The sequence below is a fragment of the Paenibacillus sp. Mc5Re-14 genome, assembly GCF_001049835.1.
Taxonomy (GTDB): Bacteria; Bacillota; Bacilli; order Paenibacillales; family Paenibacillaceae; genus Paenibacillus; species Paenibacillus polymyxa_C.
Map to the genome: position 1 here is coordinate 3,297,596 of NZ_CVPD01000001.1, position 15,958 is coordinate 3,313,553.

Below are 15,958 nucleotides of genomic sequence, written 5' to 3' on the forward strand. Positions count from 1 at the left end.
AATGCACTGCTACTCGCGCAGATAACTAGAGCGTTTACGCAGAGTGAGGGCACCGCGGCCAAAGAACTCTATATTCCTGTCGTTCGCTTCATGTAGCCTACGGAGCGAAAGAACTGTGGGCCAAATCCAAGATGGCATGCACACATCATGAGCCGCTACGCTGGCGCTGCACTATTTTAAAACTCAGGGAAATCTAAACATAGTAAAGTTTAATATTTAATTTGCCAAGTGGTTGTGTGATCACTATTATTATATAATTTTACATATAAAGGAGGTGAAAGTAAGAAAACACGGAATATGGTTCACATGAGTGATGCACTGCAACAGAGAATCGACCGACAAGCAGGTGTAGAATGCAAATATAAAAATTGTAGGAGGTAAAGTATGTTTAAGTTTAGTAAGAAAATGTTAACGGTAGTTCTTGCAGCTTCCATGAGTTTTGGAGTGTTTGCAACAACCTCAAGTGCAGCGACAGACTACTGGCAAAATTGGACCGATGGCGGCGGGACCGTCAATGCTGTTAATGGATCAGGCGGTAATTACAGCGTAACATGGAAGGATACCGGGAATTTTGTTGTCGGCAAAGGCTGGACTACTGGATCGCCCAACAGAACGATTAACTACAATGCCGGTGTCTGGGCGCCTTCCGGTAATGGATATTTGGCTCTCTACGGGTGGACGAGAAACGCACTCATCGAATATTACGTCGTTGATAGCTGGGGTACTTATCGACCTACCGGAACGTATAAAGGTACAGTGACCAGTGATGGGGGCACATATGACATCTACACAACAATGCGATACGACGCACCTTCCATTGAAGGCCAAAAAACGACGTTTATTCAGTACTGGAGTGTTCGACAGACGAAGAGACCGACCGGGGGCAACTCCACGATCACTTTCAGCAATCACGTGAAGGCATGGGCGAGCAAAGGAATGCATCTGGGGAACAACTGGTCTTACCAGGTGTTAGCAACAGAAGGATATCAGAGTAGTGGGAGCTCTAACGTAACGGTGTGGTAACCACTCAACTGCAAACTGTTCAACGAACGGGAGCGATTGGCATTTCTTCACGGGGAAAGCAGGATGAGGGCTTAAAACCGTATTACAACATAAACAAGGAAATAACGCCGGAGACAAATACTTATCTGGAAACTGTATACGAAAACCCAACGAGTTAGGAATTTGCGATATGTCTGGCAATGTAAGGGAATGGTGTTGGGATTGTTACGGAGACTAAAGGGACACGGTAGTTAATGAAACAGCGACAGTTGAGGACGAGTTCTCGTCCACGGCTGTCGCTGTTTTATGTATGAGTTAACATAATACCCAAGGTTGTCGAAATGGTGAGGAGAGGGTATAGTTTATATGTATGTATTTTGTTCGGGAAGAGGTTCATATGGCAACAATTCACGATGTGGCGTTAAAAGCGGGCGTGTCGGTCACTACAGTATCCCGTGTAATGAATAACCGGGGCTATATCAGCGAAACTACACGCAAAAAAGTGTTCGATGCAATGGAAGAGCTTAATTATCAACCGAATGAAATAGCACGATCCCTGCTACGCAAGCAGTCCAATATTATCGGCCTTATTATTCCCAATGTCTCGCATCCTTTCTTTAGTGAGCTTGCTAATCAGGTGGAGTACTATGCCTATCAGCAGGGGTGCAAGGTTCTACTCTGCAATTCACATATGGATCCCGTGAAGGAAAAAGTGTATATCGATATGTTGAAACGAAACCGGGTAGACGGCATCATTATGGGGAGTCATACCCTGGAGGTAGAAGAGTACCGACATTTGAATTCACCGATTGTGACATTTGACAGGCAGATTGACCCGTATATTCCGTACATATCTTCGGACAATTATCGCGGAGGCGAGCTGGCCACGAAGCTGCTCATTCGCAAAGGGTGCCGGAAAATTGCACATATATGTGGAAATCTGGAGCTGAACATGCTGTCCAATGAGCGGACTAAAGCATTCAAAGATGTTGTGGACAGGCATAGTATCGAGCATGTGATCGTTCAAACGGACTTGAATGTGTTCGACCAAAAGGAGTACGAGCGAATGATCTCCAAACTCGTTCATGAACATCCGGATGTGGATGGGGTGTTTGCTACAAGCGATATTATTGCCGCTTTTGCATTGAAAGAATATATCCGCGCCGGACGGCATGTGCCGGAGAATGTACGTATTGTAGGCTTTGATGACGTAAGCGCTGCTTCCTGGCTGACGCCTGAACTTACATCGGTAAGACAGCCAATTGCAGAGATCGGTAGACTGGCGGTCGAGCTGATTCGTAGACAGGCAGAGGGAGAGCAGGTACAGCCTGTTAATCGGCTGCCTGTTGAACTGATTGAACGTGCAACGACCTGAATGAAATCTGTTCCTCTAACAAGGGGAACAGATTTTTTTTAAAAGAATGTTAAAGGTTTAACATGTCAAACGATTGACAGAGATTGAATCTTTGACATATAATCCGTTTGTAAGCGTTTTATTTAAGAGTACACAGCCATTATAGAAATAGGGGGATGACAACAGTGAGGAAATTCAAAAGAGTTCAATGGATGGTAATGCTGCTTCTTTTGGTTATGGTGGTGTCTGCATGTGGCGGCTCCGGAGGAGGAAGTAATTCGGCTTCTGGAGGGGGATCAGCGGATGCGGGAAATGTGAAAATTACACTTTTGAACTCTAAAGGTGAAATCCTTTCACAACTGGAGGATGCCGCCAAGGCGTTCCAGAAAGATAATCCCGGCATCACTGTTGAAATCCAGCCGGTTCCGACCGGTGGCTCGCCTTTTGAGCGTGCCTCTGCATTGTATGCATCCGGAAACCCGCCAACCATGACCATGCTAGATACAGGTGATGTGGAGAAATTCAAGGACCGTATCCTCGACTTAAGCGGAGAGAAGTGGAATAAGGACATTGTTGAAAACGCTACCACAGCTACGACGGTTGACGGTAAAAATTACGCGTTTCCGCTGGCTGTTGAAGGCTACGGATTCATTTATAACAAAGCGGTTGTTGATAAAGCGGTAGGCGGAAGCTTCGATCCCACCACAATTAAAACTCGAAATGACCTTGAAAAACTGTTTCAACAAATCGAGGCATCCGGGAAGAAAGCATTGGTGATTTCGCCAATGGACTGGTCCCTAGGTGCTCATTATTTGCCACTTGCTTATGCAGGCCAGAACAAAGACATGGCTGAAGTGGACAAATTCATAGCATCACTGAAAGCGGGCCAGGCTAACTTGGCTACCAATCCAGTATTTAACGGACTTATGGATACATTCGACGTCATGATGAAATACAATATCGATCAGGCTTCCCCACTGGCAGGTGCTTATGAGCGTGGACCGGAGTTGCTCGGCAAAGGCGAGGTTGGCATTTGGTTCATGGGCAACTGGGCATGGCCGCAAATCAGCGGTTTTGATACCGCTAACAAAGAATATGGTTTCTTGCCTGTACCCATCAGCAACAATGCCGATGACTACGGCAATCAGGAGATTTCATCCGCTGTTTCCAAACGTATTGTCATTGACAAGGAGAAGAGTACGCCGGAACAACAAGAGGCAGCGAAGAAGTTCCTGAACTGGATCGTTTATGATGCGAAAGGTCAGGATTTCCTCGTAAACAAAGCGAACATTATCCCGGCGTTCAAAAATATTACACTGCCTGCGGCTGATCCACTTGGCAAGTCCATCCAGGATTATATTGCAAAAGGCAAGTCAGAGCAGTCGATGAGCTTGCTGCCAGCTGACCACTGGTCTAAGCTAGGATCTTCCATGCAAAAATATCTGGCGAAACAGGGCGATCGCGCAACACTGGCTAAGGAAATCGAAGACTACTGGAAAACCGTAAAATAAGGCTTATTGTCAAATTACCCGGAAATAGAGAGAGAAATCCGAAACAAAGAGAGGGATCACCATGATTGCGGAAAAAGGAGTATGGAACCGGCTACGGACACGGCTGCTGTTCACCGGGCCAACCTTGTTTGCCTTCATAACGGTAATGATCATTCCATTCTTGTACGGCATTTATTTGACGTTCACAAACTGGGATGGTATTTCCACGACACTATCGCTGGTTGGCATCCAAAACTATCTGGCCGTTTTTCGGGATATTGAGTTTTGGAAATCGTTCGCCTTGACGCTCAAATATGTATTTTATACCGTTGTTCTTATCAATGTTATCGCTTTTATGCTGGCTTATGTGCTGACTAAAGGGTTAAAAGGACAGAGCATTTTCCGGGCAGGATTTTTCCTGCCCAACCTTGTCGGCGGCATTGTACTCGGTTTTATATGGCAGTTTATCTTCAACAACGTGCTTGTCTATTTGGGACAACATGCCGACATTCAGGCGCTCAGCACGACTTGGCTGGCTGATCCTGACAAAGCGTTCTGGACACTCGTGATTGTAACCGTGTGGCAGAACGCGGGTTACATGATGGTCATTTATATTGCAGGATTGACGGGTGTACCGAATGATATTATGGAGGCTGCAAGCATTGATGGGGCGAACAGCTGGACCAGACTGCGAAAAATGGTGCTGCCCTTGATGGTTCCTTCTTTCATCGTATGTATATTTTTGTCCCTGCAACGTGGGTTTATGGTCTATGACGTCAACCTCGCACTCACAAAAGGCGGGCCGTTCAGTAGTACTCAAATGGTATCGATGCATGTGTATGAAAAGGCATTCCTTTCCCGTGATTATGGTGTGGGCCAGGCTGAAGCATTCGTGCTGTTCCTGATGGTTGCTCTCATCACTCTGCTTCAGGTTTATTTTAGTAAGAAGTTGGAGGTGGAGGCGTAATGGCAAGCAAAAAAATCGCTTCCTCCATGATCAAATTCATTGTGCTGACAGTGATACTCATATTGTTCATCGTACCGTTCGTCTTTCTGCTGATCAATTCGTTCAAGGAAAACATGGCCATTACCTCGAATCCGTTATCTCTTCCAGAGAGCTTCAATATGGCCAACTATACGAATGCATTCGATAAAATGAATTATATCGCTGCCTTCACCAACTCATTGGTTATAACAGTGTTAAGTGTCTTGTTTATCTCACTGTTCGCAGCGATGACGGCTCATTACTTTGTCCGAAACAATACCAAGTTCAACCAATATACATTTATGCTGATGGTAGCTTCCATGATCATCCCATTCCAGGCCATCATGATTCCATTGGTGAAAATTTACGGCTCACTTGATCTACTGAACAGCAAGTGGTCGCTGATTTACATGTATATCGGTTTTGGCAGTTCGCTGGCTGTTTTCATTTATCATGGATTCGTAAAGAGTATTCCGAAGGAACTGGAGGAAGCGGCGCTAATTGACGGCTGCACACGGATTCAGACATTCTTCAGGATCGTGTTTCCGGTATTGATGCCCACGACTGCCACTATTTCTATTCTCAATGTACTGTGGATCTGGAATGATTTTCTGCTGCCTTCCCTCATTCTGGTTGATCCTGAGCAGAGGACACTTCCGTTGTCCACGTACAACTTTTATGGGACCTATACAGTGGATTATGGTCCATTGATGGCAAGTTTGGTACTGACGATATTTCCGATCATTATCATCTATTTGTTCGCCCAAAAGTACATTATTCAGGGTGTTATGCAAGGTTCGATTAAATAACTGTAGGAGTAGGATGCCTTATCAAACATACTAGAGTATATACGAGAGAAAATGCTGATCAATTTATTACCCAATCGAAGCATATGCTTCGGTCGGATTATCGCTTGAACTACCATTTAATGGCTGAATTTGGCTGGATGAATGACCCGAACGGTTTCATTCAATATAACGGGCAGTATCACTTGTTCTATCAACATTACCCGTATAAATCGGTGTGGGGACCGATGCACTGGGGACACGCAGTCAGCCGCGATCTTATGAAGTGGGACTATCTGCCGGTCGCTTTGGCTCCGGACGGTGAGTTCGACCGGGACGGCTGCTTCTCCGGCAGTGCGGTTGAGCAGGACGGTAAGCTTGTCCTGATGTATACCGGACATGTTGTAACCGGGCCTGACAAGGATCAGGATTACAAGCAGTCACAGGGAATTGCAGTATCGGAAGACGGGGTGACATTCGAAAAGTGGGAGGGCAATCCGGTCATCGGTTATGACGCCATACCGGACAGGGTCAGCCGCAAAGATTTCCGTGATCCTAAGGTGTTCAGGCACGAAGATCAATACTACGTCGTTCTTGGCTCTAATGATGCCCAAGGGAACGGGCTTGTACTGCTTTACAGATCTGAAGACCTGAGAAACTGGACGTATGTCAATGTGCTGGCTGTGAGTGACGGACGCTACGGCGATAATTGGGAGTGTCCGGATTTGTTCCCGCTTGGCGGTCGGCACGTATTCATGCTGTCTCCACAGCGCATGCCTGCTCAGGGAGAAGCATACCGTAATCTGCATTCCACCATGTACGGTATAGGTGATTTCAATGCGGAGGCTGGAACATTTACGGCAGAGCAGTATGCTCAGGTAGATCACGGATTCGATTTCTATGCCCCGCAGTCAACCTTGGACGATAAAGGGCGGCGTATCATCATCGGATGGATGGATATGTGGGAGTCGGAGATGCCAACCCAGCAGGGACACCACTGGGCTGGTGCGATGAGTCTTCCGCGGGAAGCGGTGATCGACCACGACAGATTGCTGTTCCGTCCGCTTGAAGAGGTGGTAAATTACCGATCCAATCTGTTCGAACAGCGGGATATCTTGCTGACAGGCGAGCAGATCATGGAGACGTTCGGAGATAGCTACGAACTGAAGGCGGTATTTGAGTTTGAGGCTGGTAACACTGATGAATTCGGCTTGAAGCTGCGGGTGGGCGGCGAAGAGGAGACTGTACTCTCGTATCGTCCCGATGACGGTCTGTTCCGTTTTAACCGTGAGCGTGCCGGTATCGGACCGGGCGGAGAGAGAAGAGTGCCCTTAGGCTTACAAGAGGGACGTCTAGAGCTGCGGATCTTCGTCGATAAGAGCTCTGTGGAAATATTCATCGGCGACGGTGAATATGTTCTCACCGGAAGAGTGTATCCCGGAATGGAATCAACAGGTATTCGTGCGTTTGCGAGCGGAAAATGTACGATTGTCTCGTTCCAGAAGTGGGATATCCTCGCATAGAATCGCACCACAAACAGGAACCTGACCGTGGATGGTCAGATTCCTGTTTTTTTGTGGCCATTTTGCTCGTGTGATTTTAGGCGCGCTTATGTTGCAGATAAGCATCAAGATAAGCATCAATTTTTGCGAGAGCTTCTTTGGTACCGCCGGATTGCTGGAAGCTGTCATTTATTTTTTGTACGCCCTCTTTATACGCTGCGTTTGACACGACCTCATGTACGGCATCTCTTAACGTTTGTGTATTGATTTGATCCTTAGTTATTCGATAGCCAGCTTGAAGTTCAGTTAACCGTTGCGCGACCATGGGCTGATCCTTGTCCTGAGGCAGCACGACCAAGGGTACATTAAAGTGAATTCCTTCATTCACGCTGTTCATTCCACCATGAGTAATAAATACATCTGAATGACGTAATACCTCCAATTGAGGAACATAAGACGAGATGATAAAGTGCTCAGGGGCCGGGTTAATTTTCGTAAAGTCAGCTTTCTCGCCAGCTGCAATCACGACGATGCCTTCAAAATCGGAAAAAGCCTCAATGCAGGTGTTAAAAAAGTCTTCAGTGTGGTCCAGAACAGTTCCCATCGAAATATACAAAACCTTTTTATCCTGTAGTCTGTCCAGCGGGAATGAATTTTCTCCTTTACGCTCCGGAAAGCTGGGACCAATAAAAAGATGTTCATCCCCAAATTGTTCACCATTCGGTTGAAAATATTTACTCGTATACACAACATTCAAAGCCCCTGAATTGTTCATAAATTGAACCATTTCTTTGGGAGCAACACCGAATCTTTCTTTCATGAGATGAAGTGAAGTCGTGACTTGTTCATCAGGCTGAAACGGTACTTTAGCGTCGGAGCGAAAGAGATTGGCTGCCATCTGATGATTTGAAATGAGAAAAGATGGGGATGAAGAGATGCCTGGAATATTCAAATAATCTCTCACTAATTCACCGGCTCCAAATCGGTCATAGAACACTAAGTCAAATTGAATACGCTCGGACAGCTCCTGGATGATGGCTAAGATGTCCATCGAAGTCTGGATATGAATATTCATAAATGCGTTCAGTCCTGCCGGAGTGTTGGTATCAATGGAAGCAGTCCTGACCAGATCAGGATGCAGGTGAACCTTCGCTCCAACTGCTTCGAGTCTATTCTTGTATTTCTCAGTTGTAATGTAATGAACCTGGTCCCCTCGTGCTGCAAAGGCTTGCGTGATCCCAAGCGTGGGGTTTACATGTCCTTCTGCCGGAAAATTAACCATTAATACGTTTAACATCCATCCTTGCTCCTTTCCTTCTCTTTCATTTAAGATGCAGTTTTAACTGAATCTCTCAATCCATAATAACAATAATATTTATTTTTTCAAATGATATCCTTTCATAAAAATTCGCCAACACAATTCTAAACAATAAGGACAAGGGCTTGTTGACATGAAATGTGTATAACAAATATTTACCTCGTGCATAGTAAAGACGAACGCTATTTAGCAAGGGAGGTTTTTTCTAAAATGAATGTTCAAAGAGCACAAGAAATAGCGTCCTCTCCCATCATGGCAAATGTGTTGTGCGATGGGTTACCCATCTATATTCAGCATGTGAATGAACAGCGTGAGACGGCACGAATCTATGCGCTGAATAACCCGGAAGAGGAACGGGAAGTGCCTTTGTACGCGTTAACAGAACGAGATCAGACCCTTGAATAGAAAGGAGCGACATGAAAAATGAAACCGAATCAACAGAAAGAGATCGAGGCAGATCGTTTGAATTTTCGGGATCAGACGGATGATGTGGTCAGAGAAGTACCGGCCACCACGGATGCCAGCGAAGCTGTTGCAGCAATGACTTCACATATCAATAAATATGATGTGCCAGATGAGTTGGAAGAAGAATAGAGAGTGGTCAAGCGCGCACAGGATAACCTGCTGCGTGCTTTTTATATGACGCCATAATGGATAGTATCGAACAAAAAGTACTCAATGCCCAAACGTACAAGTGAAACTGCCCATGTGTACGTTTTTTTCCTTTCGTTTTTTTGTAAAATGATATATAAATGATTTTTGTTCAAACGAAATGGACCAGGCCGTCATAGCGGCATATCTTAATAAGTTGAAAAGCTGAATTCAGAATTGTAGGAGGGAATTATGAACGATGCATCTAATGTTCAGGTTCAAAATCTAAATCCGGAAACAAGTGAGAGTAAAAGTGAAGGTGAAGTTGAGAACAAGGATATTTCAAAAATATTAACGATCATATGGGTTTTTATAATTTATAGTGAGTCTGTCATTCTTCAACATTTGTTCGGTGGTTTAAATCTGCTGCAAAGTTCTTTGTTCACTATAATTATCATATTGCACATCCTCTTGTACCTGCATGCTCATCGAGTGGCAAAATATTTTTCATGGGCTTATTTTGTGATACAAGGGGGCTTGATCTTTGCAAGTGCATTTCTTCTACCTGAAAGTTTCTCCATAGTACTAGTGGGTTTAATGCCCGTTTTGGTGGGTCAGAGTATAGGTATTTATTATAAGCCGCTCAAGGTCATTCTTGTATTTTTGATCTCCTACGTTCTTTTTTGTGTGGCTGTGGTCTCTCACAATGACGGCAGGCAATTTGTGCTGTTCATCCCGCTATTTTTTCTAATTGTCGTTGTTATAGTTGCTTATGCGGTTCTTTTTCTCAAACAAGTCAAGGCACGAATCCGCACACAAAATGTTCTGAAAGAGCTTGAAATCGCACATCAAAAGGTGGAAGAACTTACAATTGCCAATGAACGACAACGCATGGCCCGTGATCTGCATGATACGCTGGCTCAAGGGCTTGCTGGGCTAATCATGCAGCTGGAAGCCATTGACGCTCATCTGAGCAAAGGAAGTACGCAAAGAGCCCAAGAGATTGTCCAACAATCGATGTCACAAGTACGGAGGACATTGTCTGATTCAAGGCGAGCCATAGACAATCTGCGTTCGAAAACGATCTCGGAAGTTGATTTTGCAGAAGCAGTGGAGGAAGAAATACAGCGATTTACAATGGCTACGAGCATTCGTGTCATACGCAACATCAAAATTAAAGCTTCAGTCCCCAGACTGCTGTTCGAGCATGGACTATTTATTATAAGCGAATGTTTAACCAATGTAGCCAAGCATTCACACGCGAATACCGTATGGATTAATATTTTGGATAACGAAGGTAAGATTGAAATTGAGATTCGTGATGATGGAAAAGGATTTGATACAGATATTATTGCCAAGCAAACAGGACATTACGGAATAATAGGGATCCATGAACGTGTACGGATGCTGGGTGGAAACATAAATATTAACAGTATATTGCAAGCAGGTACAGCTATAAAAATAGAGGCGCCTCTTACTAAAGGAGACCTATTATGAAATACAAGATTTTAATCGTCGACGATCATTGGGTCGTTAGAGAAGGGTTAAAGCTGGTGTTGGAGACCAATGACAGCTATGAAGTTATTGGTGAGGCCGGAGAAGGTGCAACTGCTCTTAAACTGATCGAGGAGCTTCAACCGGATGTCATATTACTAGATTTATATATGCCACAAATGAGTGGTTTGGAAACAATGAAAGCCCTCAGAGAAAAACAAAATGAAACACCTGTCATTATCCTGACTACCTATAACGAAGATGATTTAATGATTAAGGGACTTTCTTTGGGGGCAAAAGGATATTTATTGAAAGATACCAGCCGGGAAAACCTGTTTCGCACGATTGAGTCAGCGCTAAGGGGTGAAACGTTGCTTCAGCCAGAAATAACAGCAAGGGTGTTCGCTGCAACGAATAAGAAAGAAGCCAAGCTAGAATCCCGCGAGAGCAGCTTAGTTCTTACGGATAAGGAAAGGCATATATTAAAGTCTGTTGCACACGGTTTTAAAAGCAAGGAAATAGCATTTGATATGGGGATTTCCGAGCGTACCGTCAAAGCGCATTTAACGAATATTTATAATAAGCTTGGTGTTGATTCCAGATCTGAAGCCGTTGCTGTTTCGTTGGAACGTGGGATTTTACAGCTTTAGAGATGTTAACTGAATAGATGTCATTTCATTGCCCAGTCGTACATAAGGTGCTTGCCCCTTTGTACGATTTTTTTGTGTGTTCATTGTTATAACATGAAAAAAGAAATGAAAAAAGTTTACATGACCCACGGGTTGCTGATAGCACCTTTAGAAGAGAGAATCAGGGAGGATGACATGAAGTTGAAGAGAAAAGGAATCAGGATCATGATTACGGGGATTGCATTAGCTATAGTAGCTTCCGGTTGCTCCAGTGCAACGGAGAACTCTGTAACACAAGCAAGTCATCCGGTAAAAGTAGAGAAGCTTGTAATGAAACCTTTGGCCAATGATTTTAATCTGGCGGGAACATTGCAGGCAAGTAATGAAGCTAGTGTTTCCTTTGAAGCGGATGGACGTATATTGAACACTATGGTTGAGGTAGGGGACTCCGTAGAAAAAGGGAGCGTCCTTGCGAAGTTAGATACATCTGTCTACCAGCTGCAGCTGGATCGGGCCAAGGCAACCATGGAAAAGGCAAAAGCTGGTCTTAGCCAAGCGGAGGCTTCTGTTCAATCGGCACAGGCGGGTATTCATAGTTCACAATCCCAGGTCGATGCGGCCCAATCGAAATTGCAGGAATTGAACAATGGCGCCAAAAAGCAGGAAATTGCACAGTCACAAAATGCGGTTACTGCGGCCACCAATGCTTACAATAAGAAAAAAGCGGATGCCGCACGGACGCAAAGTCTGTTCCAGGCAGGTGCAGCATCATTGTCGGAAAATGAGAATGCACAGCTGGAATTAACGAATGCACAAAAAAGTTTAAGTGACGCACAAGAGCAGTTGTCTCTCTTGCTTGCGGGAGCCTCACAGGAACAACGTGCCCAGGCTTCAGCTGGTGTAGAGCAGGCCAGAGCAGGGCTGGAGACCGCTATGGCTACGAAGCAGCAAGGGCTAGCCAGTAAAGCTCAGGCGCAGGCTACCTACGAGGATGCATTGGCTGCTTATGAACAGTCATCCTTGTCACTTAAAAAAGCTACTTTAACCTCCCCGATCGCTGGCGTAGTCATTGAAAAAAAGGTGTCTGATGGTCAACTGGGCTCCAGTGGGAGTGAGGCATTTGTCGTCGGGAATATCAAGACCTTAAAAGTACTTCTTCCCGTACCGGACAGCGAAATCTTATCATGGAAGAAAAACCAAAAAGTAAATATATCACTCTATAATGAAATTAGAACAGGGACCGTTACTCAGATCTACCCATCAACGAATGCGAAAACGGGCAGTATTAATGTGGAAGTCAGCCTGCCTAACCCTGAACTGGATTGGAAACCTGGACAAGTCATCGGCGCATCTAAAAGTGTGAATCAAGCGGAAGCACTGTTAGTGCCTGTAGAATCCGTGATTAGCACGGGAAGTGACCCTTATATTTTTAAAGCTGTGAATGGTAAGGCCGTTAAAACCACAATTAAAGTGGGAAAAGTAACGAATAATCAATTCGAAGTTCTCTCCGGACTACAGGCAGGCGATCAAATTGTTACACAAGGAGCAGGAACCTTGTTTAATGGCGATTTAATTGGGAATGATGTGCTTGGGAAATCGGAGGAGTCATCCGAATGATTAAATATATCGTTAAAAAACAGAAAATTACGCTCATTTTCTTTGGTATGTGCATACTGCTAGGGCTTTTTAATTTTACATCGTTGCCCAAACAGGAGCAGCCTGATGTTATTCCTATGTCAGCCAGTGTTACAACCATCTATCCGGGTGCCTCACCTGAAAGAATCGAGCAAACCATTACTAAGATCATGGAACAGAAAATTAAAGCTGTACAAGGTGTCAAAACGATTTCCTCTACTTCATCGAAAGGCCAATCCAGTATTATCATAGAAGCTTTGAATGATGCGGATCCGACAAAAGTATGGGCTGATCTTCGTACGAAGGTGCAGGATGCACAATCCGAGCTTCCAGACGATGCGATGCAGCCTATAATCAATGATAGCATGACTAGCTCTTTCATTGGTTCATATGCGATCACCTCTGATAAGGTTGAGGATTTATACTCATTAAATGAATTAATGAACAAATGGAAAGATCAATTAAAAACAGTCCCCGGTATTTCGCAGGTTAATATTCAAGGAATACCTGAGCAAGAGGTACGAGTTAGCTTAGACACGCAAAAGATGCAACAATATAACATCTCCTGGGAGCAGGTTGTTCAAGCGATCAAGGATGAGAATGACAGAGTGCCTACAGGAAGTATGGATTTCAATGAGCGTACTTATCAGCTGACGGTGAATGCCTCAACGGATCCATCGATTCTAAATAACGTCCAGATTTCAAGCAATGACGATGGATTTCCGATATCTCTGAAGGATATAGGTACTGCCTCACTTGTTTTTAAAAAAGCAGCTAGTTATACGTATGTGAATACCAAGCCTGCTATTTCGATCAGTGTAAGCGGAGATATAGGAACAGATGTGCCAACGGTATCCAAAGCAACAACAGCCAAAATCAATCAACTTGCGAGCAGTTTGCCGAAGAATGTACATTTTGAGCTGCTTTTTGCCCAAAATGATCGAGTGAGTGAAATATTTGGAAACCTGACCAAAGAGATGATTATCGCTATTTTATCGGTCATTGTGATATGTACTTTAGGCTTGAATTTGCTAACTTCTGCATTTGTGGCGTTGGCCATTCCTGTTTCCATCGCCATCGGCTTTATTTTCTTGCCCATGACAGGAACTACGCTGAATCAAATTTCAGTCATCGGACTCATTATCGTGCTAGGGATATTGGTTGATGATGCCGTCGTGGTCAATGACAACATTGAACGCCGACGCTCTGAATTTGGGGAAAATGCTACAGAGGCAGCTATTAAAGGAACCAAAGAGGTATCCTTATCGATTATTACAGCTACACTAGCTACGGTTGCAGCATTTGCTCCGCTGTTATTCCTGCCGGGTAATATCGGAGACTTTATTAAACCGATCCCTACCGTTATTTCGTTAACGATGCTAGCTTCCATGATTATGTCGCTAACAATTATTCCTATTTTTCGTCAATGGTATGATCAACGCCGTAAAGGGAAACAGAGTAACCAAGCAGTTAAGCCGCCCGGGCTTCTGGGTCATCAAATCCAGTCTTTATCCAATGTGTACTCTAAAAACTGGATGCCAAGAATACTGCGGCGTCCGCTTTTAACAGCGATGATTGGTCTTATGATGGGTACGGCAGCTTATGGATTACTTGCGGTTGTTCCCATTCAATTATTCCCAGAATCCGATCAGGCGGATGCCACGATCAGCGTAACGATGCCGGAAGGAACATCGTTACAGGCAACCAATCGGGTAATTAACGAGATTGGGCTGTGGGTCAAAAAACAACCAGAAACAGAGCGGCTGTCGGCAACGGCGGGTGGAGGAGCGCCTCAGATGTACAGCGATGTTGCAGGCGGTCACGGCTCCGGGGGAGCGGTCAACGGTCAACTTGCTGTCGTTGGAAAAGAGGGACTATTCGATCTCCAGAAAACAGTGGATAGCTGGACTCATACGTTGCAAGCCAAATATCCATCTGCATTGATCAGCATTCGGGTTCCTCAATTAGGTATTCCGGTCGGCAGTGCGGTGTCTATCCGGATGAAGGGAGAAGACATTGATAAACTGCAAAACATGACAGCTAAAGTCAAAGAAATGGTTGCGGGTACCCCCGGAGCTCTAGACGTGACCGATAATATGGGGATGCAAAGCTATAATCTGAATTTCCAAGTCAACCCACAAGCCTTGGATAAATATCGGGTTAGCTATTCCAATTTGACGCGTACTCTGCTGTTAATGGGTGACGGGGTCAATGTAACGGATTTTGATACAGGTAAGGAATTGCTGGATATAAATATATACATGAATAAACCAAACGATGATCCTGAGGTATTATTCCAACAATTAAGTGTAACCAATGCAGCAAAAGAGCAAATTCCATTATCCCAGTTAGTCACGATGAAACCGGACTTTTCCATTCAGCAAATCCACCGCTATGATTTGGAACGAACGGTAACGATTTCAGCCAATGCGAATGGGCGTACAGCTACAGAACTCACTAATGACATCCGTAGCAAACTAACCCATACACAATTTGAACCAGGCTACACCTGGGAGATGGGAGGAGAAACATCCGCGCAATCTGATATTTTTACAGATTTAGGCAAATTAGCTATTATCGTTGTTTTTCTCATCTTGCTCTTGATCACGATGCAGTTTTACTCCGTCTCCACACCGTTTATTATTATGACCACTGTGTATCTGGCAGCGGCAGGCGGAATTCTTGGAAGCTTTATTTCAGGCATGCCAATTGGATTCATGAGTATTATGGGGATCATTTCACTGGCTGGTATCGTTGTGCGCAACGGTATTGTATTGATAGAGTTTATTGAAGATGCGCGCCGTGAAGGAGCTGAACTGACAGACGCGATCCTTATGGCATGTTCTGCCCGTTTCCGTCCGATCTTGCTTACTTCGCTAACTGCGATTGTGGGGATGATCCCTATCGCCACCATAGGAGAAATTCTCTTCAAACCGTTGGCAACGACCATTATCTTTGGCCTGATCTTTTCGACCATTTTAACCTTGTTTGTCGTTCCGACGCTGTATATGGTCGTAGCTCATCTGAAGCTGAAGCGGAAGCAGAAGCAGGAAAAGTCTATAAACACCGATAGCTCATTGACCTTGTAGGTAAATACAGAAAAACAATATACTTCAATATTTCTTTTAGAATACGGATTGTACATGAGGCGAAGGTCTTCATGTACGATCTTT

The 15,958-nt window shown here is 44.6% G+C and carries 13 protein-coding genes and 1 pseudogene; 13 read left to right on the top strand and 1 reads right to left on the bottom strand.

The annotated features are described in order from the left end of the window. Positions 1 to 384 precede the first annotated feature (384 nt). The 7 genes and pseudogenes from BN1546_RS14885 to BN1546_RS14915 all read left to right on the top strand — a co-directional run bounded on the left by BN1546_RS14885 (position 385) and on the right by BN1546_RS14915 (position 7,139). Positions 385 to 1,023: a glycoside hydrolase family 11 protein gene (locus BN1546_RS14885; protein WP_013373220.1), complete on the top strand. Its 639-nt coding sequence runs from the start codon at positions 385 to 387 to the stop codon at positions 1,021 to 1,023. Positions 1,024 to 1,135: 112 nt separating this feature from the next. Then, positions 1,136 to 1,237: pseudogene (locus tag BN1546_RS14890) on the top strand (SUMF1/EgtB/PvdO family nonheme iron enzyme); the annotation flags it as partial. Positions 1,238 to 1,372: 135 nt separating this feature from the next. Further along, positions 1,373 to 2,377 (top strand): LacI family DNA-binding transcriptional regulator, encoded by a 1,005-nt coding sequence (locus BN1546_RS14895; protein WP_090738106.1) that lies wholly within the window; start codon positions 1,373 to 1,375, stop codon positions 2,375 to 2,377. A gap of 164 nt (positions 2,378 to 2,541) precedes the next feature. Then, on the top strand, positions 2,542 to 3,867 hold the full coding sequence (locus BN1546_RS14900) for an ABC transporter substrate-binding protein (protein ID WP_013373217.1): 1,326 nt from the start codon (positions 2,542 to 2,544) through the stop codon (positions 3,865 to 3,867). A gap of 61 nt (positions 3,868 to 3,928) precedes the next feature. Beyond that, on the top strand, positions 3,929 to 4,813 hold the full coding sequence (locus BN1546_RS14905) for a carbohydrate ABC transporter permease (protein ID WP_013373216.1): 885 nt from the start codon (positions 3,929 to 3,931) through the stop codon (positions 4,811 to 4,813). Next, positions 4,813 to 5,640, top strand: coding sequence for a carbohydrate ABC transporter permease (locus BN1546_RS14910; protein WP_090738108.1), 828 nt, complete (start codon positions 4,813 to 4,815; stop codon positions 5,638 to 5,640). The genes BN1546_RS14905 and BN1546_RS14910 overlap by 1 nt, the downstream gene beginning before the upstream one ends. A gap of 83 nt (positions 5,641 to 5,723) precedes the next feature. Further along, a complete protein-coding gene (locus BN1546_RS14915) occupies positions 5,724 to 7,139 on the top strand; it encodes a glycoside hydrolase family 32 protein (protein WP_090738110.1) in 1,416 nt (471 codons plus the stop codon). Between the two features lie 76 nt (positions 7,140 to 7,215). Here the strand turns inward: BN1546_RS14915 and BN1546_RS14920 are convergent, their stop codons facing one another. Next, a complete protein-coding gene (locus BN1546_RS14920; RefSeq protein WP_090738112.1) occupies positions 7,216 to 8,415 on the bottom strand; it encodes a macrolide family glycosyltransferase in 1,200 nt (399 codons plus the stop codon). 231 nt (positions 8,416 to 8,646) lie between these two features. Between BN1546_RS14920 and BN1546_RS14925 the strand changes: the two genes are divergently transcribed. From BN1546_RS14925 to BN1546_RS14945, 6 genes are all read left to right on the top strand, one after another. Next, positions 8,647 to 8,841 carry an H-type small acid-soluble spore protein gene (locus BN1546_RS14925; protein WP_013373211.1) on the top strand — a complete coding sequence of 65 codons (195 nt, stop codon included), beginning with the start codon at positions 8,647 to 8,649 and terminating at the stop codon, positions 8,839 to 8,841. Between the two features lie 18 nt (positions 8,842 to 8,859). Next, a complete protein-coding gene (locus BN1546_RS27335; protein WP_013373210.1) occupies positions 8,860 to 9,030 on the top strand; it encodes a hypothetical protein in 171 nt (56 codons plus the stop codon). Positions 9,031 to 9,279: 249 nt separating this feature from the next. Beyond that, positions 9,280 to 10,524: a sensor histidine kinase gene (locus tag BN1546_RS14930; protein WP_025674659.1), complete on the top strand. Its 1,245-nt coding sequence runs from the start codon at positions 9,280 to 9,282 to the stop codon at positions 10,522 to 10,524. Further along, entirely contained in the window at positions 10,521 to 11,171 is a 651-nt protein-coding gene (locus tag BN1546_RS14935; protein WP_025674660.1) for a response regulator, read from the top strand. The genes BN1546_RS14930 and BN1546_RS14935 overlap by 4 nt, the downstream gene beginning before the upstream one ends. A gap of 174 nt (positions 11,172 to 11,345) precedes the next feature. Further along, on the top strand, positions 11,346 to 12,767 hold the full coding sequence (locus BN1546_RS14940) for an efflux RND transporter periplasmic adaptor subunit (RefSeq protein WP_025674661.1): 1,422 nt from the start codon (positions 11,346 to 11,348) through the stop codon (positions 12,765 to 12,767). Then, positions 12,764 to 15,874: an efflux RND transporter permease subunit gene (locus BN1546_RS14945; protein ID WP_090738114.1), complete on the top strand. Its 3,111-nt coding sequence runs from the start codon at positions 12,764 to 12,766 to the stop codon at positions 15,872 to 15,874. The genes BN1546_RS14940 and BN1546_RS14945 overlap by 4 nt, the downstream gene beginning before the upstream one ends. Positions 15,875 to 15,958 lie beyond the last annotated feature (84 nt).

Coding starts and splice junctions, on each gene's coding strand:
- BN1546_RS14940 (WP_025674661.1), top strand. CDS start 11,346: ATGAAGTTGAAGAGAAAAGGAATCAGGATCATGATTACGGGGATTGCA.
- BN1546_RS27335 (WP_013373210.1), top strand. CDS start 8,860: ATGAAACCGAATCAACAGAAAGAGATCGAGGCAGATCGTTTGAATTTT.
- BN1546_RS14885 (WP_013373220.1), top strand. CDS start 385: ATGTTTAAGTTTAGTAAGAAAATGTTAACGGTAGTTCTTGCAGCTTCC.
- BN1546_RS14895 (WP_090738106.1), top strand. CDS start 1,373: ATGTATTTTGTTCGGGAAGAGGTTCATATGGCAACAATTCACGATGTG.
- BN1546_RS14935 (WP_025674660.1), top strand. CDS start 10,521: ATGAAATACAAGATTTTAATCGTCGACGATCATTGGGTCGTTAGAGAA.
- BN1546_RS14945 (WP_090738114.1), top strand. CDS start 12,764: ATGATTAAATATATCGTTAAAAAACAGAAAATTACGCTCATTTTCTTT.
- BN1546_RS14930 (WP_025674659.1), top strand. CDS start 9,280: ATGAACGATGCATCTAATGTTCAGGTTCAAAATCTAAATCCGGAAACA.
- BN1546_RS14925 (WP_013373211.1), top strand. CDS start 8,647: ATGAATGTTCAAAGAGCACAAGAAATAGCGTCCTCTCCCATCATGGCA.
- BN1546_RS14920 (WP_090738112.1), bottom strand. CDS start 8,415: ATGTTAAACGTATTAATGGTTAATTTTCCGGCAGAAGGACATGTAAAC.
- BN1546_RS14910 (WP_090738108.1), top strand. CDS start 4,813: ATGGCAAGCAAAAAAATCGCTTCCTCCATGATCAAATTCATTGTGCTG.
- BN1546_RS14905 (WP_013373216.1), top strand. CDS start 3,929: ATGATTGCGGAAAAAGGAGTATGGAACCGGCTACGGACACGGCTGCTG.
- BN1546_RS14915 (WP_090738110.1), top strand. CDS start 5,724: ATGCTTCGGTCGGATTATCGCTTGAACTACCATTTAATGGCTGAATTT.